The 19,795-nt window shown below is 68.3% G+C and carries 18 protein-coding genes; 14 read left to right on the top strand and 4 right to left on the bottom strand.

The window, feature by feature from the left end; genetic code table 11:
- Positions 1–9: 9 nt before the first annotated feature.
- The 3 genes from ACV229_RS11560 to ACV229_RS11550 are packed head-to-tail and all read left to right on the top strand — an operon-like array spanning position 10 to position 3,017.
- Positions 10–1,248 (top strand): ABC transporter substrate-binding protein, encoded by a 1,239-nt coding sequence (locus ACV229_RS11560; RefSeq protein WP_448083257.1) that lies wholly within the window; start codon positions 10–12, stop codon positions 1,246–1,248.
- A gap of 36 nt (positions 1,249–1,284) precedes the next feature.
- A complete protein-coding gene (locus ACV229_RS11555) occupies positions 1,285–2,154 on the top strand; it encodes a carbohydrate ABC transporter permease (protein WP_448083280.1) in 870 nt (289 codons plus the stop codon).
- Positions 2,124–3,017, top strand: coding sequence for a carbohydrate ABC transporter permease (locus tag ACV229_RS11550; protein ID WP_448083256.1), 894 nt, complete (start codon positions 2,124–2,126; stop codon positions 3,015–3,017). Before ACV229_RS11555 ends, ACV229_RS11550 begins: the two co-directional genes overlap by 31 nt.
- A gap of 127 nt (positions 3,018–3,144) precedes the next feature.
- On the opposite strand, the gene ACV229_RS11545 is transcribed toward ACV229_RS11550, so the two are convergent.
- Positions 3,145–4,182 carry a LacI family DNA-binding transcriptional regulator gene (locus ACV229_RS11545; protein WP_448083255.1) on the bottom strand — a complete coding sequence of 346 codons (1,038 nt, stop codon included), beginning with the start codon at positions 4,180–4,182 and terminating at the stop codon, positions 3,145–3,147.
- Between the two features lie 6 nt (positions 4,183–4,188).
- Here ACV229_RS11545 and ACV229_RS11540 point away from each other — a divergent pair, with 6 nt between their 5' ends.
- Positions 4,189–5,067, top strand: coding sequence for a phosphatidylinositol-specific phospholipase C (locus ACV229_RS11540; RefSeq protein ID WP_448083254.1), 879 nt, complete (start codon positions 4,189–4,191; stop codon positions 5,065–5,067).
- A 121-nt stretch (positions 5,068–5,188) separates the two neighbouring features.
- Here the strand turns inward: ACV229_RS11540 and ACV229_RS11535 are convergent, their stop codons facing one another.
- Positions 5,189–5,938: an NUDIX hydrolase gene (locus tag ACV229_RS11535; protein WP_448083253.1), complete on the bottom strand. Its 750-nt coding sequence runs from the start codon at positions 5,936–5,938 to the stop codon at positions 5,189–5,191.
- A 91-nt stretch (positions 5,939–6,029) separates the two neighbouring features.
- On the opposite strand from ACV229_RS11535, the gene ACV229_RS11530 reads away from it, so the two are divergent.
- The 4 genes from ACV229_RS11530 to ACV229_RS11515 all read left to right on the top strand — a co-directional run bounded on the left by ACV229_RS11530 (position 6,030) and on the right by ACV229_RS11515 (position 9,593).
- Positions 6,030–7,058 (top strand): SPFH domain-containing protein, encoded by a 1,029-nt coding sequence (locus ACV229_RS11530; RefSeq protein ID WP_448083252.1) that lies wholly within the window; start codon positions 6,030–6,032, stop codon positions 7,056–7,058.
- Positions 7,055–7,987 carry a sugar kinase gene (locus ACV229_RS11525; RefSeq protein WP_448083251.1) on the top strand — a complete coding sequence of 311 codons (933 nt, stop codon included), beginning with the start codon at positions 7,055–7,057 and terminating at the stop codon, positions 7,985–7,987. Before ACV229_RS11530 ends, ACV229_RS11525 begins: the two co-directional genes overlap by 4 nt.
- A 106-nt stretch (positions 7,988–8,093) precedes the next feature.
- A complete protein-coding gene (locus ACV229_RS11520; protein ID WP_448083250.1) occupies positions 8,094–8,615 on the top strand; it encodes a PTS sugar transporter subunit IIA in 522 nt (173 codons plus the stop codon).
- A gap of 54 nt (positions 8,616–8,669) precedes the next feature.
- Positions 8,670–9,593: an amino acid kinase family protein gene (locus ACV229_RS11515; RefSeq protein WP_448083249.1), complete on the top strand. Its 924-nt coding sequence runs from the start codon at positions 8,670–8,672 to the stop codon at positions 9,591–9,593.
- 49 nt (positions 9,594–9,642) lie between these two features.
- Here ACV229_RS11515 and ACV229_RS11510 read toward each other — a convergent pair whose 3' ends face one another.
- Both ACV229_RS11510 and ACV229_RS11505 read right to left on the bottom strand, forming a co-directional pair.
- A complete protein-coding gene (locus tag ACV229_RS11510) occupies positions 9,643–11,568 on the bottom strand; it encodes a potassium transporter Kup (RefSeq protein WP_448083248.1) in 1,926 nt (641 codons plus the stop codon).
- A gap of 238 nt (positions 11,569–11,806) precedes the next feature.
- A complete protein-coding gene (locus ACV229_RS11505) occupies positions 11,807–12,604 on the bottom strand; it encodes a DNA-binding transcriptional regulator (protein WP_448083247.1) in 798 nt (265 codons plus the stop codon).
- A 240-nt stretch (positions 12,605–12,844) separates the two neighbouring features.
- Here ACV229_RS11505 and ACV229_RS11500 point away from each other — a divergent pair, with 240 nt between their 5' ends.
- From ACV229_RS11500 to mhpT, 6 genes are all read left to right on the top strand, one after another.
- The gene (locus ACV229_RS11500; RefSeq protein ID WP_448083246.1) at positions 12,845–14,689 is read left to right on the top strand and encodes a bifunctional 3-(3-hydroxy-phenyl)propionate/3-hydroxycinnamic acid hydroxylase; all 1,845 of its coding nucleotides are present in this window, start codon (positions 12,845–12,847) and stop codon (positions 14,687–14,689) included.
- Between the two features lies 1 nt (position 14,690).
- Positions 14,691–15,662: a 3-carboxyethylcatechol 2,3-dioxygenase gene (locus tag ACV229_RS11495; RefSeq protein WP_448083245.1), complete on the top strand. Its 972-nt coding sequence runs from the start codon at positions 14,691–14,693 to the stop codon at positions 15,660–15,662.
- Positions 15,663–15,666: 4 nt separating this feature from the next.
- A complete protein-coding gene (locus ACV229_RS11490; protein WP_448083244.1) occupies positions 15,667–16,446 on the top strand; it encodes a 2-keto-4-pentenoate hydratase in 780 nt (259 codons plus the stop codon).
- A gap of 8 nt (positions 16,447–16,454) precedes the next feature.
- Positions 16,455–17,402, top strand: a complete 948-nt coding sequence (locus ACV229_RS11485; protein WP_448083243.1) for an acetaldehyde dehydrogenase (acetylating) — start codon at positions 16,455–16,457, stop codon at positions 17,400–17,402.
- Between the two features lie 12 nt (positions 17,403–17,414).
- Positions 17,415–18,428: a 4-hydroxy-2-oxovalerate aldolase gene (gene dmpG, locus ACV229_RS11480; protein ID WP_448083242.1), complete on the top strand. Its 1,014-nt coding sequence runs from the start codon at positions 17,415–17,417 to the stop codon at positions 18,426–18,428.
- A gap of 108 nt (positions 18,429–18,536) precedes the next feature.
- The gene (gene mhpT, locus ACV229_RS11475; RefSeq protein WP_448083241.1) at positions 18,537–19,766 is read left to right on the top strand and encodes a 3-(3-hydroxy-phenyl)propionate transporter MhpT; all 1,230 of its coding nucleotides are present in this window, start codon (positions 18,537–18,539) and stop codon (positions 19,764–19,766) included.
- The last annotated feature ends 29 nt before the right edge of the window (positions 19,767–19,795 follow it).

Genomic DNA, 19,795 nt, shown 5'->3' with positions numbered 1-19,795 from the left:
AGAGACCACATGACCCTGCTGAGCCGCCTGCGCGCGCTGTCCGCCGCCGTTGCGCTTTCCGTCTTCGCGTCGCATGCCGTCGCCGCCGACCTCGTCATCGCGGGCCGCGACGACATCTACGGCAAGGGGCTGGCCGACGCCGTCGCCGGCTTCACGAAGCTGCACCCCGGCGCCGACATCGAACTGCTGAAGCTGCCGAACGCGAACCTCTACCAGAAGCTGAAGCTGTCGATGCGCGAGGGCACCGGCGCATACGACCTCGTGATGATGGACGACACGTGGTCGCCGGAATTCATCGGCAACGGCTGGCTGAAGCCGCTGCCGGCGACGCTCGCCGACGCCGACCTGGTCGCGTCGACCGTTGCGCTCGGCCGCAACGCGGCGGGCGGGCTGTACGCGCTGCCGGTCGTCGGCAACGTCGAGATGTTCGCGTACCGGAAGGACCTGCTCGCGAAGTACAAGCTGCAGCCGCCGCGCAACTGGGACGACGTGCTGAAGATCGCGCAGACGGTCGGCGGCGCGGACAAGAGCGTGTCGGGTGTCGTGTTCCGCGGCACCAAGGGCAATCCGGTCGTCACGGGCTTCCTGCCGATCCTGTGGGCGTACGGCGGCGACGTGCTCGACCGCGCGGGCAACGTGACGATCGACTCGCGCGAGGCACAGGCCGCGCTCAAGACCTTCCTCGCGTTGAAGGCATCGGCGCCGAAGGACGTCGACGTGTACGGCGCCGCGGAAGTGCGCGACGCACTGCAGCGCGGCAGCGCCGCCCAGGCGATCGAAGTGTGGCCCGCGTGGATTCCGGCGCTCGACGATCCGAAGCAGTCGCGCGTCGCCGGCCAGATCGCGTTGCAGGCGCCGCCGGGACAGACCGCCGGCCCCGCGCCGATGCTCGGCATCTGGCAGATGGCGATTCCGAAGGATGCGCCGCACGCGAAGCTCGCGCAGGATTTTCTTGCGTACCTGACGTCGCGCGACACGCAGACGCGCCTCGCCGCGCTCGGCATTCCGCCGACCCGCAAGAGTGTGTTCGAGGATCCGGCGCTGGTCCGTCAATACCGCTGGTATCCCGACCAGCTGAAGGCGCTCGAAGCCGGCCGCGCGCGGCCGCGCGTGATGGACTGGCAGCAGATCGAGAGCATACTCGGCGATCAGTTGCAGCTCGCGCTGACGGGGCAGGCCGCGCCCGATGCGGCGCTGCGCCAGGCGCAGCAGAAGATCGCGCAGGCGATGGCCGCGGCCGGCAAGTAACGGCGCGCGCGCCGCATGAGCGAACCATCGCCGCGCATGAAGGCCTTCGGCCGCAGCCTGCCGTTCATCGCGTTGCTCGGGCCCGCGCTGCTGGTGCTCGCCGCGCTCGCGCTGTATCCGGTCGTGCAGGTGCTGGTCGATTCGTTCTGCCACGTCGACTACGCGGCGGGGCGCCGCACGTTTGCCGGCCTCGCGAACTATCGCGCGGTGCTCGGCGACGACGCATTCACGGCCGGCTTCGGCAACACGCTGCGCTTCACGATCGCGGCGTCGCTCGTCGAGGTGGCGCTCGGCTTCGGCCTCGCGCTGCTGTTCGTGCGTGCGTTCCCGGGCCGCCGCATCGCGCTGCCGCTCGCGATCCTGCCGATGATGCTGTCGACGCTCGTGTGCTCGGCGATCTGGCGCAACTGGCTCAATTTCGACGGCTTCCTGAACACGCTGCTGGCGGCGTTCGGCGTGGACGGCGTGCGCTGGCTGTCGGATCCGCACCTCGCGCTCTGGTCGCTGATGCTCGTCGACGTGTGGCAGTGGACACCGATGGCGTTCCTGATCGTGCTCGCCGGGCTGCAATCGATTCCGCACGAACTGTACGAGGCCGCGCGCACCGACGGCGCGAGCGAATGGCAGTGCCTGCGCGACATCACGCTGCCGCTCGCCGCGCCGCAGATCGGGCTCGCGCTGCTGCTGCGCTCGATCGACACGTTCAAGCTGTTCGACAAGGTCTATGCGCTGACGGGGGGCGGCCCCGGCAACGCGACGCAGACGCTGTCGACCTACATCTACGACACGGGGTTCCGCTTCTTCAACGTCGGGCCGGCGAGCGCCGCGTCGGTGCTGATGCTCGCGGCGTCCGCGCTGCTCGTCTCGGGGTACGTATGGCAAACGGTTCGCAAGCGGCGCGCGTAGCTCAGGCGTCGTCCCATGCACCGCAGCGGCGGGCGGCAGGCTTGCGTGCGTTCGCGCACGCGTTCCCGTGGGCGTTGCGGATCGTCGCGCTCGCGCTGCTGTTGCTGCCGTGCGCGTGGATGGCCGGCGCGGCGTTCATGCCGACGCTCGAGCGGCTCGACCACCCGCTGCGGATCTGGCCGGCTGCACCGACTGTCGAGCATTTCGCGTCGGTGTGGGCGAGCGGCCTCGCCGGCCCGCTGCTGAACTCGCTGCTCGTCGGGTTCGGCACGACGCTGGTTGCGCTGTCGCTCGCGTTTCCGGCCGCGTATGCGCTCGTCCGGCTGCGGTTTCCCGCGCGTCTCGACCTGCTGTTTCTCGTGCTGGTGCTCGCGCTGAAGCTGATGCCGCCGATCACGATCGCGGTGCCGCTGTTCGCGCTCGCGAAGCGGCTGCACCTGCTCGATTCGTCGGTCGGCCTGATGCTCGCGTACCAGATCTACGCATTGCCGATGGCGATCTGGATGCTGCTCGCGTTCGTGCGCGACGTGCCGATCGAATACGAGGAAGCCGCGTGCCTCGACGGCGCGGGGCTCGCGCGGCGGCTCGTGCAGATCGTGCTGCCGCTCTGTGCGCCGGGCCTGGTCGCGACCGCGATCTTCGTGTTCATCGCCGCATGGAACGAGTTCCTGCTCGCGCTGCTGTTCGTCTCGACGCCGAGCCGCTTCACGCTGCCGCTCGCGATCGCCGGCTACGTGACCGAGAACGGCATCGACTGGGGCGACCTGATGAGCGCGGGACTGATTGCGTCGCTGCCGACGCTGGCCGTCGCGGGGTACGTGCAGCGCTATCTGCTGCGCGGCTTCGCGGGCGGGTTGAAGTGAGGCCGATGCCGGGCGGCGACCTTCCACGCGAGACGAGACGCGGCGCGCCGCGCGATGTGAGCCGCCGCGCGTTCGCACCCGTCATGGATGGCGCAGTCGCGCGCGCAGGCGCGGCACGGGTACGTCGCTACGCCGGAGACCCGCCGCAACTGTGACGAACGACGCACGTCACCGGCACGACCTGCGTGCGCGACGGGCCGGCGAACGCCTGCATCCGTTCGGCGAGCATGTCGACGGCCGCGTTCGCGAGGCCTTGCGTGTCCTGCCGGAGCGTCGTCAGCGCATAGCCGTCGAATGCGGCGGCGGGAATGTCGTCGAAGCCGATCACGCGCAGGTCTTCCGGCACGCGCAGCCCGAACTGCTGGCGTGCGGTGTCGATCATGCCCAGCGCGAGCAGGTCGGACGAGCAGAACACGCCGTCCGGAACGGTGTCGCCGGACAGCAGTTGCCGTGCCGCTTCGGCACCGTATGCGTACGTGTCGGACGGCGTGTCGTGAATCTGGATGCTTGGCGCGTCGTCAGGATCGCCGTGACGACGCAGCGCTTCGACGAACGCATCGGCACGCGCGTTCGCACTGTAGCTCGCGTTGCGCGGCCCGACGAACGCGACCCGGCGCGCGCCGGCCTGCGCGAGCATCCGCGCGGCCTGCGCGGCGCCGTCCGCGTTGTCGCTGACGACGACATCCGCGCCCGGCAGGTTCGCCGCGCGGTTGATCATCACGACGGGAATCCGGTGCGCGAGGTATTGACGCGCGACCGACAGCGGCGGCGACGCGGACGTCATCACGAGGCCGGCCACCCGGTAGCTGAGCAGTCGCTCGAGCGACTGGTGGATCTGGCGCGGATCTTCCGCGTTGGTCACGAGCGGCGTGAGCGCGTGATGCCCGAGCGCGGCCATCAGGTCCGACAGCAGCCTTGCGCGGAACGGATTCTCGAATCCGGCGGTGACGACGCCGATCATGCTGCTGCGCTGCGTGATCATGTCGCGCGCGATCAGGTTGACCTGGTAGCCAAGCGCGCGCGCCGCGGCCATCACGCGCTCGCGCGTTTCGGGTGCGATGCTGGCAGTCGGCGAGAACGCCCGCGACACTGCCGAGCGCGACACGCCGGCCCGCACCGCGACATCGGACGCGGTCACCCATGGTTTCTTCTGTTGGTTTGTCATCGGCTCATGATCCTTCCACGCCACGATTCACGCCTGCCGCTCGCCGACTGGATGTCGGCGCTCGACGACGGGCAACCGCTGCATAGGCTGACCGTACCGGGCAGTCATGACACCTGTGCGTATACCGTCGACGATGCGCTCGTTCGTACGCAGCATGCGCCGCTCGATGCGCAACTGATGCACGGCGTGCGGATGCTCGACATTCGCTGCCGGCACGTGCGCGATACGTTCGAGATTCATCACGGCGGGATCGCGCTCGGCATGACGTTCGACGACGTGCTCGCGAGCTGCGCGCGCTTTCTGGCCGCGCATCCGCGCGAGTGCATCGTGATGTCCGTGAAGGACGAATGGCCCGCACAGGCGTGCCGGCGCGGTTTCGATGCGACGTTCGATGCGCATCGGGCGCGTCATCCGGCGTTGCGCTGGCATTCGGGCGGCGCCATTCCCGCGCTGGGCGACGTACGCGGCTCGGTGGTGCTGCTGCGGCGCTTCCGCAGCAGCCGTCCGCTCGGCATCGACATGACCGCGTGGCCGGACAACCAGACCTTCATGATCGATCATCCCGATTCGGCGTTCCTGATCCAGGATGAATACCGGGTGCCGGTCGCGGCGTCGATCGAACACAAATGGCAGGCGATCGATGCGCTGCTCACGCACATGCCGTCTGCCGACAGCGGGCGCTGGGCGATCAATTTCTGCAGCGGCACCGGGATGGGCGCGAATCCGTCAGTCGTTGCGCGCGGCGACGGCAGAGTCAAAGGGATTCATGCGCGGCTCGCGCAACGGCTGCGTACGCATCGCGAGCCGTGCGGGATCGTGCTGCTCGACTTCTGCGATGACGACGATTGGGCGCTCGTGCGCGAACTGGTGGCGCGGAACGGGTAGCGATGCCCCGTGCGCGCACGACGAGTGTCGGCCGGACGTGTGCGGCCTGTTTCGACGTCGAGCGGATCACAAGGAATGGTCGCGATCCGCGACACATCGAAAGGCAGTCCGTCCCAACGCGTCAGTCACCACCACGCGGACTGAACGTTCGCGGAAACACCACGACCGTACCGCGATCCACGAGGCGATACCCGAGCGCCGGCCGGTTCGATTCCCCGGCGACATGACCGTCTTCCTTCAGGAATCCCGCCGCGAGCATCCGCGTGCGGAACCCGCTTTTGTCCACCGGCCGGCCGAGCACGACCTCGTACATGCGCTGCAGCTGCGGCAGCGTAAAAGGCTCCGGCAGCAGGAAAGCGGGCAGGGACGTGTACTCGACCTTGCTGCGCAGCCGTTCGACCGCCGCCTGGAAGATGTCGTCGTGATCGAACGCGAGTGCGTGCGTCTGCGTCACCGTATCGACCGCGAACCATCCGACCTCGGCGGCATTCGCCCCCTTCGCGAGCGTCACGTCCCGGGCCGGGATCAGCGCGAACCACACGTGCGTGGCCGACCAGCCGCGCGGGTCGCGCGTCGCGCTGCCCCAGCTGCCGAGCTGTTCCAGATACGGACTCTTCACGCCGGTTTTCTCGAACAGCTTGCGGCGCGCGCAATCCTCGAGCGTCGCGTCGACGGCCACGTCGACGAAGCCGCCCGGCAGCGCCCATTGCCCGGGAAACGGCTCGCCGGCATCGGCCGGCCGCTGCACGAGCAGGACCTGCAGCGTGTTGTCGAGCACCGTGAAGATCACGACATCGACGGTCGTGTAGGGCTGCGCAAACGCGAGCCCTTGCCCGGTGCGTCGTCCGGACGGGGGTTTCTTCTGGGTCATGGCGAACCGGCAAGAACTTGACGGCCCTCATTCTAGGTTGTATTGTGCAACTCATACAAGTTGTACTATACAACTCAAAGAGGAGCCCACCATGTTCGGGATTCGATTCATCAAGTCGCAGCCGACCGTTCACCTGATGCAGTTCCGCGCGGGCAAGGTGGTGCGGGAGGGCGCGGGGCTGTCGTTCTTCTACTACGCGCCGGCGACGACGCTGGTGTCCGTGCCGGTGGCGAGCCAGGACCGGCCGTTCATCCTCGAGCTCGTCACCGCGGATTTCCAGAGCGTGACGGTGCAGGGGCAGGTGACCTACCGTATCAGCGACCCGCGGCGCACGGCGGCGATGATGGATTTTTCGCTGGGAAAGGACGGCAGGTCGTACGTGTCGGAGGATCCGAAGCGGCTCGGCGATCGCGTCGCGATGCAGGTCGAGGTGATCGTGCAGCAGGCCGTGCAGGCGCTGGGCCTGAAGGAAGCGCTGCGCGCGTCGGCGGCCATCGCGCACACGGTGCAGACGGGGCTCGCGAGCCAGCCCGAAATCGGCGCGCTGGGCCTGGAGATACTCGGCGCCTCCGTGATGGCGGTGAAGCCCACGCCGGACATTGCCCGCGCGCTCGAAGCCGAAGCGCGCGAATCCAACCTGAAGGCGGCCGACGACGCGATCTATCTGCGGCGCATGTCGGCTGTCGAGAACGAGCGCGCGATCCGGCAGAACGAACTGGACACCGACATCGCGGTCGAGCGGAAGAAGCGGCAGATCCGTGAGACGCAGATGGACGCGAAGGCCACGCTGATGCGCCGGGAAAACGCGCTGCGCGACGAGCAGATGGCGGCCGACATCGCGCTCGAGGACAAGCGCAAGGCGTTCGTCGCGGGACAGGCGCACAACAGCCGGACGCTGGCGGAGGCCGAAGCGCACCGGGTGGGGGCCGTCATGCAGGCGCTGGAGAAGGCCGATCCGCGCATCGTCAACGCGCTCGCGGCGGCCGGCATGCAGCCGGGCCAGCTGATCGCGCAGGCGTTTGGCGGCATCGCCGAGCGGGCGGAGCGCATCGGGCAGCTCAACGTGTCGCCCGAACTGCTGCAGGGCCTGTTGGGCGCCGGCGCGCGGGCGACGTCATGAGCACCGGCGCTCGCAAGGTCGTGCTGGTGACGCGTCGCACGCGGCTCGACGAACTGGTTGCGCGGCATCACACGCTCGCGCAGGCGAAGTTCTACATCGAGCACCTCGGCGCGGATTTCTCCGATTACGTCGCCGAGCATGCCGCGTACGCAAGCAGCATGGCACTGACCGTGCGCGTGCTCGAAGGCTGGGGGCGCTACCAGATCGTCGATCGCAGCTATCTGCCGAACTTCGTCTTCGCGGCCGACGATATCGTCGTGTCGCTCGGGCAGGACGGTCTGGTCGCGAACGCGATGAAGTACCTGGACGGACAGCCGCTGATCGGCGTGAATCCGGAACCGGGGCGATGGGACGGCCTGCTGCTGCCGTTCGAGCCGTCGGCGCTCGGGACGGTGCTCGCCGATGTCGCGCGCGGCCGCCGTCCGACGAAGGCGGTCACGATGGCGGAAGCGCGGCTGTCGGACGGGCAGGTGCTGCGTGCCGTCAACGACCTGTTCATCGGCCCGCGCACGCATGCGTCGGCGCTTTACGAGATCGAGCTGGGCGAGCGGCGCGAGTCGCAATCGTCGTCGGGCGTCATCGTGTCGACGGGGCTCGGTTCGACCGCATGGCTGAAGAGCGTCGTGACGGGGTCGCTCGGCGTCGCGCACGCGATGCAGGACGCGGCCGGCGATGTCGAGTACCGCCCGCAACCGTGGGACAGCCGTCGACTGACCTTCGCGGTGCGCGAGCCGTTTCCGAGCCGGGCGTCGAAGGCCGGGCTGGTATTCGGTTACGTGGACGCAGGAGAGCCGCTGCGGTTGCGTTCGCGGATGCCGGAGAACGGCGTGATTTTTTCCGACGGGATGGAGGCCGACTATTTGCGGTTTACGGCGGGAATGGAGGCGACGGTGACCGTCGCGGCGACGCAAGGGTGTCTGGTCGTGTAGCTTCATTACACAACTTTAATGCGCGCCACATCGATATATGACGCCGTCTTTACGTGCTTTTGTCTAGGATTTCCTCTGTCGATAGCCGATCAACGGAGAGATCCGCATGCGAATACCCGAGGCCGCCAGCGGCGGCCAGTTCAGTCTTCCCCGCCGATACGAAGGGGCACCGGCAACAACCGGCCTGGCCCGCATCTGTCCTCGGGAGAACATCCTGCTCGATGTGCCGATCGAGAGCCCGAACCAGTTGTTCGAGCATGCCGCGCTGCACATCCAGAACCGCCACGGGTATTCCGCCGAGCGGATCAAGTCCCGGCTGACGGAGCGGGAACGGCTGGGTTCGACGGGCCTCGGCCAGGGCGTGGCGATTCCGCATGCGCGCGTCGGCGGGATCCGGTCCGCGGTCGGTCTGTTCATCCGCGCGCTGTATCCGTTTGTGTTCAATGCGCCCGACAGAAAGCCCGTGGGCGAGTTCATCGTGCTGGTCATCCCCGAAGAAGACAACCGGGAGCACCTTGAATTACTGGCCGATGCCGCCCGGCTCTTCGGCGACCGCAGCTTCAGAATGGCCTCGCGCGCCGCGCAGACGCCCGACGACATTCGCAGGCTGATGCAGCGCGCGCGTTGAACTTGCGCCGCACGGCCACAGGCAGCCGCACCTTCCATTCATCGAGTTCCACTCATGTCCCCAGACCCTGAAAACAAGCCGTTTTCACCACGGCAGGCGGCCGGACTGGCCCGCTCGCTTCCGTTCATGCAGGCACTGCACGAGCAAACCGTCGTCATCGTCTATGCCGGCCCGGCCGTCTTTACCCCGCGCTCCCGCATGTCCTTCTCGCAGGACGTGGCACTGCTTGCGCTGACCGGCATCCGTCCCGTCGTCGTGCACGGCGGGCTACCGCAACTCCGGAAGGCCTCGCATCCCGGCATGGCCGAAGCGCTCGCCGTTCACGGGGCCCGGGCCGCCATGGCCGAGGTCAACCTCGAACTGGTCCGGCTGATCGGCAGCCACGGCGTCAAGACCCTCGGTGTCACGGGGCAGGACGGCGGCCTGATGACCGCCGGCGCCGAGTCCGACGACGCGCACACGAGTCCGATCGAGCAATTCGACGCAGCCGTGTTCGACGCGTTCCGGCAAAGCGGGCTGGTGCCCGTCGTGATGCCCCTTGCACCGGATGTTGCCGGCGAGGACCGGTTGCTGTGTCCGCAGCGTCTCGGCAGCCTCGTCGCGCAGCGCGCGGGGGCGGTGACGCTGGTCATGATGGTCGAGCACGCGGTCCTGCACGAACTGGGCGACCTCGCGGGCCTTTACGGCATCACGGAACTGGAGCGATGGCTGGCCGAGCATCCGCTGGCCGACGCCGCGCGCTATGTCCGCGAAGCGCTCGTCGCGCTGACGCACGGCGTGCAGAACGTCCATCTGTGCGACATCGGGCAGCCGCAATCGCTGGTCGACGAACTGCTTACCGAAGAAGGCTCGGGCGTCGTGTTTTGCCGGCGAGGCAACGCGGACCTGCTGTCGGAAACCAGCCGCTACTTCGCCGACTCGACGAGCATCATGCGCGAGGGTTTCAGCGTCGAACGCAAGACGGTCGTGCGTTTCTGACCGGAACAGCCGTCTCGCCCGTCATCCGTATGCCGGTGTGCGCGCGGTGCTAGATCTCGACCCGCGCGCCGACCTCGATCACGCGATTGGCCGGCAGCTTGAAGAAGGCGGCGATATTGCCGACGTTGTGCAGCATCACCGCGAACAGGCGTTCGCGCCATAGCGCCATCCCGTGGCCTGGCGTCGGCACGACCGACGCGCGGCTCAGGAACCACGATGCCTCCGCCGGCTCGAACGTGAGCCCCGCCGCCTTGTAGTCGCTGAGCGTCTTCGGCAGATCGACTTCGTCCTTGAATCCGTACGTGATTGTCATCTGATGACAGCCGGGGCAGAGCAACTGCGCGCGCACGCGCTCGCTGTCGGGCACCCACGGCACATCCGCGGTGATCACCGTCACGAACATCACGCGTTCATGCAGCACCCGGTTATGCATCAGGTTGTTGACCAGCGCATGCGGCACGGCCTCGGGGGTCGGCGTCAGGAAAATCGCGGTGCCGCTCACGCGAGCCGGCGAGCGCGCAAGCAGCGATGCGAGGTAAGGCTTGAGCGGCGTCGTGCCGGCGCGCACGCGTGCTTCCGCAAGCAGCATTTCCCAACCGCGGCCCCAGGTCGCCATGATCGTGAACACCACCGTGCCGATCGCGAGCGGGAACCAGCCGCCCTCGACGATCTTCAGCAGGTTCGCAGAAAAGAACATCGCGTCGATCACGAAGAAGAACGCGGTCGCGAACACGCAGAGCACCCAGTTGTAATGCCATGCGTAGCGGACCACGAAGAACGTGAGGAACGTCGTGATCAGCATCGTGCCGGTGACGGCGATGCCGTAGGCGGAGCCGAGCGCGGTGGACGAGCCGAAGCCGAGCACCGCCGCGACCACCGCAACGAGCAGTGTCCAGTTGATGCCGGGTACATAGATCTGGCCCATTTCCTTCCCCGACGTGTAGACGATGTTCATCCGCGGCAGGAAGCCGAGCTGCATCGCCTGTTTCGTCATCGAGTAGGTGCCGGAGATCACGGCCTGCGACGCGATGACCGTCGAGACGGTTGCAAGCGCAATCATCGGGAGAAGCGCCCATTGCGGAAAGAGCAGATAGAACGGGTTCTTCAGCGCGCCGGGGTGGGCGAGCAGAAGCGCGCCCTGGCCGAGGTAGTTGAGCGCGAGTGCGGGGAACACGACGCCGAACCATGTGGCGCGAATCGGCCGTTTGCCGAAATGGCCCATGTCCGCATACAGGGCTTCGGCTCCCGTCAGCGACAGCACGACGGCGCCGAGCGCGACGAACGCGAGCCAGCGGTGATGCAGGCAGAAGCCGAGGCCGCGCAGCGGATCGAGCGCGGCGAGGATGGCCGGCGCGTCGGCGATATTGGCGAGGCCCGCGATGCCGATCACGACGAACCATGCCACCATCACCGGTCCGAACACGGCGCCAATTCCGCTCGTGCCATGCTTCTGCATGATGAAGAGTGCGATGAGGGCCGCCAGTGTGACCGGAATCACATAGGTTTTCAGCACCGGCGCCACGACCTCGAGGCCTTCGACGGCGCTCAGTACCGAGATTGCCGGCGTGATCACGCTGTCGCCGAAAAAGAGCGAGGCACCCATCACGCCGACGACGAGCAGCGTGCGGCGCAGCCGCGGGCGCGTCGCGACCGACGACGCGGCCAGTGCGAGCAGCGCCATGATGCCGCCTTCGCCATGGTTGTTCGCGCGCAGGATCAGTGCCACGTACTTCAGCGAGACGACCACCATCAGCGACCAGAAGATCAGCGACACGATCCCGACGAGATTGAATGCGTTGAGCGCCAGCCCGTTGACCGGATCGAACACGGTCGACAGCGTGTAGAGCGGGCTCGTGCCGATGTCGCCGTAGACGACGCCGAGCGCGGCAAGCGCGAGCCCCGGGAGGGCCGGCTTGTGAGGGCCGGGCATGCCGAGCCGCTCGGCCTCGGACGAGTCGGATACAGAGTGTCCCATCTGTCCCTCCGGATTCTGTCGCGCGGCAGCGAAATGGCTGCACGGACCGATGTGCTGCGTCGTGCGTTTCTTTATCGGGGTGCGATCCGAATGCCGACAACGTCGCCGCTCACGGCGCTGGGCGCTGCGGTAAGAGAAAGTATAGGAACAGCGGACCCAACATTGGGAATGGGAAGCGACGCGGCGGGCGGGGCGCTGGCCGCGAGGAATCCCTTTCCGGTGTCACGACCGGCGGCCGTCACACCGGCCTGGCTCCGCCTTCGAGCCCCGCGACGATCTCCTGCGCGGCCCGCTGCAGTTCGGGCACGAAGCGCCGGATCGCTTCGGCCGACGTGATCGCCTTCGACAGGTAGATCACGTTCAGGCTGCCGAGCACATGGCCGTGCGCGGCGATCGCCACCGCGACCGCGCCGATCTTCTTCTGCGCGCCCCAGTCGCTCGCATTGAGCCCGAAGCCGTCCGCACGCGTCTGACGGATCAGGTTCGCGACATAGGTGTCGTCGAGCGCGAGGCGGCGCTGTTCGTCGTCGTCGGCATTCACGCGCAGCAGCGCGAGGATGTCGTCGCGTTCCGCATCGGGGCAGGCCGCGAAGTACGCGCGACCGGCTGCGGTCAGCAGCATCGGCAGCCGGCGTCCGACCATCGACCGGTGAAACGACAGCGGGCTGAAACGGTGCGTGGTCTCGCGGATGATCATCGCGTCGCCGTCGGGCGTCGTCAGGTCCGACGGCCACACGACGCGCTGCGTGAGCTGCGCCATCACCGGCGGCGCGACCGTCGAAATCCATTCGTCATCCGTAAAGCCTTCGCTCAGCGCGCGCACGCCGAGCGTCAGCCGGAAGCTGTCGTCGGACGGGCTGCGCCGCACGCAGCCCTCGTCGACGAGCGTCTCCAGCAGCCGCCGCACGGTGGTCCGGTGCAGCCCGGTGGCCTCGCTGATCTGCTGGCTCGTCGCCCTGCCGTTCTCCATCGCATTGAGCGTGCGCAGCACCTGCAAGCCGCGTGCGAGCCCGCGCACGCTGGTGTATTTCGACACAATAAAGTCCTTATGAATCAACGATGTGCATCAGATGCACGTTCCGCTCAAATTGTTGAGGCGCGCGATTGCGCTCCTTAGACTTTGTTCGAAACCGGATGCCCGGGCAGCGAGGAAGGCCCGGTGGATGGCGTCGGCGAAGACCCGTTCATCGTAGCAGAGCCTGATTTGCCCGAGCCGGCCGGAAGGTGGAGACGCGCGGCGGCCGCATGCCGCGCCGGACAGAAACAGGAGACAGAGATGCCCGCCCAACACGAGGCTGCGCCCGCGTCGGCCAGCCCCCACGTCATCGCGACCGACGTCGCGATCATCGGCGCCGGCCCGGTCGGCCTGATGATCGCGAACCTGCTGGGCCAGCAAGGCGTCGGCACGGTCATCATCGAGAAACTCGAGCAGATCATCGACTACCCGCGCGCGATCGGCCTCGACGACGAGGCGCTGCGCGTGTTCCAGACCGTCGGCCTCGCCGACGCGCTGCTGCCGCACACGACCCCCGATCACTGGATGCGCTTCGTCACCGGCAGCGGGCATTGCTTCGCGTCGATCGAGCCGCGCACCGACGAGTTCGGCTGGTCGCGCCGCAACGCATTCATCCAGCCGCTCGCGGACCGCGTGCTGTACGACGGCCTGAAGCGCTTCGCGCACGTCGACGTGCTGTTCGGGCACAGCGTCGACACGTTCGCGCAGGACCGCGACGGCGTGACGATCGGCATCGTCGACGCGCACGGTGCGAAGAAGACCGTACGCGCCGCGTACCTGGTCGGCGCGGACGGCGGCAACAGCTTCGTGCGCCGCGCGCTGGACGTGCCGTTCGAAGGCCGCACGAAGCCGAACCAGTGGATCGTCGTCGACGTGCGCAACGACCCGCTCGGCTCGCCGCACGTGTACCTGCACTGCGACGCGGAACGGCCGTACGTGTCGGCCGCGCTGCCGCACGGGATCCGCCGCTTCGAGTTCATGGTGATGCCCGGCGAGACCGAGGAGCAACTGTCGCGCCCGGAAAACCTCGCGGCGCTGATCCGCAAGGTGGTCGCCGATCCGGACAAGGTCGACTACATCCGCAAGCGCGTGTACACGCACAACGCGCGGCTCGCGCGTCGCTTCGACATCGGCCGCGTACTGCTCGCGGGCGACGCCGCGCACATCATGCCGGTCTGGCAGGGGCAGGGCTACAACAGCGGGATTCGCGACGCGAGCAATCTCGGCTGGAAGCTCGCGATGGTCGCGAAGGGGCTTGCACGGCCCGAGCTGCTCGCGAGCTATACGCTCGAACGGCGCGACCATGCGCGTTCGATGATTCACCTGTCGGAAGTGGCCGGCGACCTCTTCGCGCCGACGACACGGTTCGGCCGCTTGGTGCGCGACGGCTTCGTGCGTGCGCTCGGCGCGGTGCCGGCCGCGAAGCGCTACTTCGTCGAGATGCGTTTCAAGCCGATGCCGCGCTACGAGGCCGGCGTCGTGATGCTGCCGCAACGCAGCAGGCGCGACGGCGGCGTGCTCGCGCGGCTGCTCGAACGCGCAGGCGGCACCGCGCCGGGGCGGTTGCTCGGCCTGATGAGCCAGAAGCGCGGTTCGTGGTTCGGGCAGCTCGTCTACGGCCGCGACGCGTTCGGCCAGTCGCCGGTCGGCCGGATGTTCATCCAGCCGCGCGTGCGCATGGCCGACGGCCGTACGGTCCGGCTCGACGACGCGATCGGCAACCGCTTCGCGGTGATCGGCTGGGGCAGCGACCCGACCTTCGGCCTCACCGACGCGGCGCGCGCGGTGTGGGAACGGCTCGGCGCGTGCTTCGTGCTCGCGAAGCCGGACGTGCAGCTCGACTATGCGGCGGACGTGCCCGACGGCGTGATCGCGATCGGCGATGCGACGGGCCGCCTGAAGGACTGGTTCAGCCGGATTCCGCAGTCGGTCGTGCTGCTGCGTCCGGACCGTTTCGTCGCGGGCGTATGCGCGCCGCAGGAAGTGTCGGATGCGATCGTCGAACTGGCGTCGCTGCTGCAGTTGTCGGACAGCGCGCCGGCCGTGCGGTCGGCGCAGGCCGAGGCGCTCGCGCATGCGGCGGCCGCGCAGCCGGCGGGAGCGTGACATGCCGATCCAGCTCGAATGCCTGTCCCATACGCCGCTGCATGGCTATTTCGATCCGGCGCCGGACGTGGTCGCCGAAGTCGAACGCGTGCAGGCCGCGGCCCGCGCGCGCGTCGAAGCGTTCGACCCCGAATGCATCGTGCTGTTCGCGCCCGATCATTACAACGGTTTCTTCTACGACCTGATGCCGCCGTTCTGCATCGGCATCGCTGCTGAATCGGTGGGCGACTACCGGAGCCTCGCGGGCCCGCTGAACGTGCCGTCCGTGCTCGCCCGCGCGCTGGCCGAGGCCGTGCTCGACAGCGATGTCGACGTGTCGGTGTCGTACCGGATGCAGATCGATCACGGTTTCGCGCAGGCGCTCGAAGTGCTGACGGGCGGCCTCGACCGCTACCCGGTGATTCCCGTGTTCGTGAACTCGGTCGCGGCGCCGATGGCGACGCTGCGCCGCGCACGGCTGCTCGGCGACGCGATCGGCCGTTTCATCGCCCGCACCGGCAAGCGCGTGCTCGTGGTCGGCTCGGGCGGCATCTCGCACGAGCCGCCGGTGCCGGAACTCGCGACCGCGAGCCCCGAGATGGCCGAGCGGCTGATCGCCGGCCGCAACCCGGACGCCGACGCGCGCGCCGCGCGCCAGGCGCGCACGGTTGCCGCCGCGCGCGCGTTCGCGGCCGGCGACAGCCCGCTGCACGCGCTCAATCCCGAATGGGACCAGGCGTTTCTCGACGTGCTCGCGCGCGGCGAGCTGAAGGCGGTCGACGGGATGACCAACGACGCGATCACGCGCGACGGCGGCAAGTCCGCGCACGAGATCCGCGCGTGGGTCGCCGCGTTCGCCGCGCTGGCGGCCGCGGGCCCCTATCACGCGGTGCGGGATTTCTACCGCCCGATTCCGGAATGGATCGCGGGCTTCGCCGCGATGCACGGCTGGTCCGCGGGCGAATCCGCGCCGCAATCCTCAGACAAGGAGTGACGACATGCTGACCCAACCACAGATCGACGCGCTGGCCGAGCGCCTGCGCGACGCCGAACGCGAACGGACCCCGATCGATCCGCTGCGCGCGCAGATCGGCGAGCAGAACGCCGACGACGCATACGCGATCCAGCAGGCGAACACCGCGCTGCGGCGCGAGCGGGTGGTCGGCCGCAAGATCGGCCTGACCTCGCTCGCGGTGCAGCAGCAGCTCGGCGTCGACCAGCCCGATTTCGGCACGCTGTTCGCATCGATGGCCTATGGCGATGCCGAACCGATGCGCCTGTCGCAGCTGATCCAGCCGAAGGTCGAAGCCGAGATCGCACTCGTGCTCGAACACGATCTCGTGCACGAGAAGCACACGTTCGCCGACCTGCAGCGCGCAACCGCGTATGCGCTCGCGGCGATCGAAGTTGTCGACAGCCGCATCAAGGACTGGAACATCCGCTTCGTCGACACCGTCGCGGACAACGCGTCGAGCGCGCTGTTCGTGCTCGGCAGCCGGCCCGTGCCGCTGAAGGACGTCGATCTCGCGGGCTGCGAGATGACGCTCGCGTCGAACGGCGAAGTGCTGTCGCGCGGCAGCGGCGCCGCGTGCCTCGGCAATCCGCTGAACGCGGCCGCGTGGCTCGCCGACCGGATGGTGCGGCACGGCACGCCGCTGCGCGCGGGCGACGTGATCCTGACCGGCGCGCTCGGTCCGATGGTCGCGGTCACGCAGCCCGGCACGTTCACCGCGCAGATCGCCGGCCTCGGCAGCGTGCGCGCCACCTTCATCGATTGAGGATTTCCATGAGCGTTCAGAAACTGAAGGCCGCAATCATCGGCTCGGGCAACATCGGCACCGACCTGATGATCAAGATCATGCGGCATGCGAAGCATCTCGACGTGGCCGCGATGGTCGGCATCGATCCGGCGTCGGACGGCCTCGCGCGCGCGGCGCGCCTCGGCGTCGCGACGACGCACGAAGGCGTCGAAGGCCTCGCGCGGCTCCCGGTGTTCGACGACATCGACTTCGTGTTCGATGCGACGTCGGCCGGCGCGCACGTGAAGAACGACGCGTACCTACGGACGTTGAAGCCCGGCATCCGCTGCATCGACCTGACACCCGCGGCGATCGGCCCGTACTGCGTGCCGGTCGTCAACCTCGACGCACATCTCGACGCACCGAACGTGAACATGGTCACCTGCGGCGGGCAGGCGACGATTCCGATGGTCGCGGCCGTGTCGCGCGTCGCGAAGGCCCACTACGCGGAGATCGTCGCGTCGATCAGCAGCAAGTCGGCCGGGCCCGGCACGCGCGCGAACATCGACGAATTCACCGAAACGACGTCGAAGGCGATCGAGGCGGTCGGCGGCGCCGCGCACGGCAAGGCGATCATCATCCTGAACCCGGCCGAGCCGCCGGTGATGATGCGCGACACCGTGTACGTGCTGTCCGAGCCGGCCGATCGCGCGAAGATCGCTGCCTCCGTCGAAGAGATGGCGCGCGCGGTGCAGGCCTACGTGCCCGGCTATCGGCTGAAGCAGTCCGTGCAGTTCGACGAGATTCCCGTCTCCGCGCCGCTGAACATCCCGGGTCTCGGCCGCGTGAGCGGGCTGAAGACGTCGATCTTCATCGAGGTCGAGGGCGCCGCGCATTACCTGCCTGCGTATGCGGGCAACCTCGACATCATGACGTCCGCCGCGCTCGCGACCGCCGAGCGCATGGCGCAGTCGCTGCAACGCGTGAGCGCGTAAGGAAGCTTCCCGATGAGCAAGAAACTCTACATCTCCGACGTCACGCTGCGCGACGGCAGCCATGCGATCCGGCATCAGTACTCGATCGACAACGTGCAGGCGATCGCGCGTGCGCTCGACCGCGCGAAAGTCGACAGCATCGAGGTCGCGCACGGCGACGGCCTGCAAGGGTCGAGCTTCAACTACGGCTTCGGCGCGCACAGCGATCTCGAATGGATCGAGGCGGTGGCCGACGTCGTCGAGCACGCGAAGATCGCGACGCTGCTGCTACCGGGCATCGGCACGATCCACGACCTGAAGGCCGCCTGCGACGCCGGCGCGCGCGTCGTGCGTGTCGCCACGCATTGCACGGAAGCGGACATCTCGAAGCAGCACATCGAATACGCGCGTGAACTCGGCATGGACACGGTCGGCTTCCTGATGATGAGCCACATGACGACGCCGGAGAACCTGGCCGTCGAGGCGAAGAAGATGGAAAGCTACGGCGCGACCTGCATCTACGTCGTCGATTCGGGCGGCGCGCTCAACATGAGCGACGTGCGCGATCGCTTTCGCGCGATCAAGGCCGTGCTGAAGCCGGACACGCAGACGGGCATCCATGCGCACCACAACCTGAGCCTCGGCGTCGCGAACTCGATCGTCGCCGTCGAGGAAGGCTGCGACCGCGTCGACGCGAGTCTCGCGGGCATGGGCGCCGGCGCCGGCAACGCGCCGCTCGAAGTGTTCATCGCGGCGGCTGAGCGCATGGGCTGGCACCACGGTACGGATCTCTACACGCTGATGGACGCGGCCGACGACATCGTGCGCCCGCTGCAGGACCGTCCGGTGCGCGTGGACCGCGAGACGCTCGCGCTCGGCTATGCGGGCGTGTATTCGAGCTTCCTGCGCCATTCGGAGGCGGCCGCGAAGAAGTACGGGCTGAAGACGGTCGACATCCTCGTCGAGCTCGGCAAGCGCCGGATGGTCGGCGGGCAGGAGGACATGATCGTCGACGTCGCGCTCGACCTGAAGCGCGCGCACGGCTGATGCCGCGAGGGGCCGCGGCGGCGGGGCCCTTCGGCTTGTTTTCTGAATCCGCCGCACATTCATCGACATCGCCGCAAAGAGCGATGCACTTCACATTGGAGACTTTTCATGAACACGTCGGAACACGGCCGCGCTGGCGGCGCACGCACGATCGGCTTATGCCTGCTCGTCGCATTGCTGGAAGGGCTGGACCTGCAATCGGCCGGCATCGCCGCGCCACGGATGGCGCACGAATTCGCGCTCGGCGCCGCACAGATGGGCTGGGCGTTCGGGATCGGCGCGCTCGGCCTGCTGCCGGGCGCGGCGCTCGGCGGGCGGCTTGCCGACCGTCTCGGCCGCAAGCGTGTGCTGATGCTGTCGGTCGCGCTGTTCGGCGTGTTCTCGCTGGCGACCACCCATGTGTGGAACTTCGAGAGCCTGCTCGCCGCGCGCTTCCTGACCGGCCTCGGGCTCGGCGCGGCAATGCCGAACCTGATCGCGCTGTGCTCGGAAGCAGCGCCGCCGCAACAGCGCAGCACGGCGGTCGGCGCGATGTACTGCGGCATGCCGTTCGGCGCGGCGCTCGGCGCCGCAATCGGCGTTGTCAGCACCGATCCGGCCGGCTGGCGGCACGTGTTCTACGTCGGCGGAATCGGCCCGCTGCTGGTATTGCCGCTGCTTGCGTGGTGGCTGAACGAGTCGGCGCAGTTCGCCGCGACGCGCACGGCGGCGGCGCAGCCGTCCGACGCGAGCGTTGCGCACGCGTTGTGGGGCGAAGGCCGCGCAGCGACGACGGCCGCGCTGTGGGTGAGCTATCTCGGCACGCTCGTCGTGCTGTATTTCCTGATGAACTGGCTGCCGTCGATGGTGATGACGCACGGCCTCACGCATGCGCAATCGAGCTTCGTGCAGATGATGTTCAACGTCGGCGGCGGGCTCGGCGCGATCGGCATCGCGAGCCTGATGGACCGCATCGGCCGGCGCCGCACGGTGGTCGGCATGTATGTCGGCATCGCGTGCGCGCTCGCGCTGCTGACCGGCGCGCGGGACGCCGCGTGGCTCGCCGGCGGCGCACTGCTGTGCGGGATGTTCCTGGTCGGCGGGCAGTCGGTGCTGTATGCGATGGCAAGCGCGATCTATCCGACGCGCATGCGTGGCACGGGCGTCGGCGCGGCCGTCGCGGTCGGGCGGCTCGGTTCGATCCTCGGGCCGTTCGTCGCGGGGCAGCTGCTCGCGCTCGGCGAGAGCACGACGATGCTGATGGCGTCGAGCATTCCGCTCGTCGTGGTCGCGGCGCTGTCCGCGCTGGCGGTGGTCGCGCGCGATCGTGCGGGCGCGCCCGTGCTGGCGGCCGAGTAGGGGTTGTCTTTCAGGGGACGAGGCGGCCG

This window comes from Burkholderia sp. MR1-5-21 (assembly GCF_053427715.1).
Note: the sequence above shows the minus strand (reverse complement) of the source record. Positions and strands in the feature narration are given on the sequence as shown.

What these genes read in the sequence shown, in the direction of transcription:
- ACV229_RS11525 (WP_448083251.1), top strand. Translation starts at nt 7,055, where the DNA reads ATGAGCACCGGCGCTCGCAAGGTCGTGCTGGTGACGCGTCGCACGCGG.
- ACV229_RS11515 (WP_448083249.1), top strand. Translation starts at nt 8,670, where the DNA reads ATGTCCCCAGACCCTGAAAACAAGCCGTTTTCACCACGGCAGGCGGCC.
- ACV229_RS11560 (WP_448083257.1), top strand. Translation starts at nt 10, where the DNA reads ATGACCCTGCTGAGCCGCCTGCGCGCGCTGTCCGCCGCCGTTGCGCTT.
- ACV229_RS11500 (WP_448083246.1), top strand. Translation starts at nt 12,845, where the DNA reads ATGCCCGCCCAACACGAGGCTGCGCCCGCGTCGGCCAGCCCCCACGTC.
- ACV229_RS11555 (WP_448083280.1), top strand. Translation starts at nt 1,285, where the DNA reads ATGAAGGCCTTCGGCCGCAGCCTGCCGTTCATCGCGTTGCTCGGGCCC.
- ACV229_RS11490 (WP_448083244.1), top strand. Translation starts at nt 15,667, where the DNA reads ATGCTGACCCAACCACAGATCGACGCGCTGGCCGAGCGCCTGCGCGAC.
- ACV229_RS11520 (WP_448083250.1), top strand. Translation starts at nt 8,094, where the DNA reads ATGCGAATACCCGAGGCCGCCAGCGGCGGCCAGTTCAGTCTTCCCCGC.
- ACV229_RS11540 (WP_448083254.1), top strand. Translation starts at nt 4,189, where the DNA reads ATGATCCTTCCACGCCACGATTCACGCCTGCCGCTCGCCGACTGGATG.
- dmpG (WP_448083242.1), top strand. Translation starts at nt 17,415, where the DNA reads ATGAGCAAGAAACTCTACATCTCCGACGTCACGCTGCGCGACGGCAGC.
- ACV229_RS11495 (WP_448083245.1), top strand. Translation starts at nt 14,691, where the DNA reads ATGCCGATCCAGCTCGAATGCCTGTCCCATACGCCGCTGCATGGCTAT.
- ACV229_RS11535 (WP_448083253.1), bottom strand. Translation starts at nt 5,938, where the DNA reads ATGACCCAGAAGAAACCCCCGTCCGGACGACGCACCGGGCAAGGGCTC.
- ACV229_RS11545 (WP_448083255.1), bottom strand. Translation starts at nt 4,182, where the DNA reads ATGACAAACCAACAGAAGAAACCATGGGTGACCGCGTCCGATGTCGCG.
- ACV229_RS11510 (WP_448083248.1), bottom strand. Translation starts at nt 11,568, where the DNA reads ATGGGACACTCTGTATCCGACTCGTCCGAGGCCGAGCGGCTCGGCATG.
- ACV229_RS11530 (WP_448083252.1), top strand. Translation starts at nt 6,030, where the DNA reads ATGTTCGGGATTCGATTCATCAAGTCGCAGCCGACCGTTCACCTGATG.
- ACV229_RS11485 (WP_448083243.1), top strand. Translation starts at nt 16,455, where the DNA reads ATGAGCGTTCAGAAACTGAAGGCCGCAATCATCGGCTCGGGCAACATC.
- ACV229_RS11550 (WP_448083256.1), top strand. Translation starts at nt 2,124, where the DNA reads ATGGCAAACGGTTCGCAAGCGGCGCGCGTAGCTCAGGCGTCGTCCCAT.
- mhpT (WP_448083241.1), top strand. Translation starts at nt 18,537, where the DNA reads ATGAACACGTCGGAACACGGCCGCGCTGGCGGCGCACGCACGATCGGC.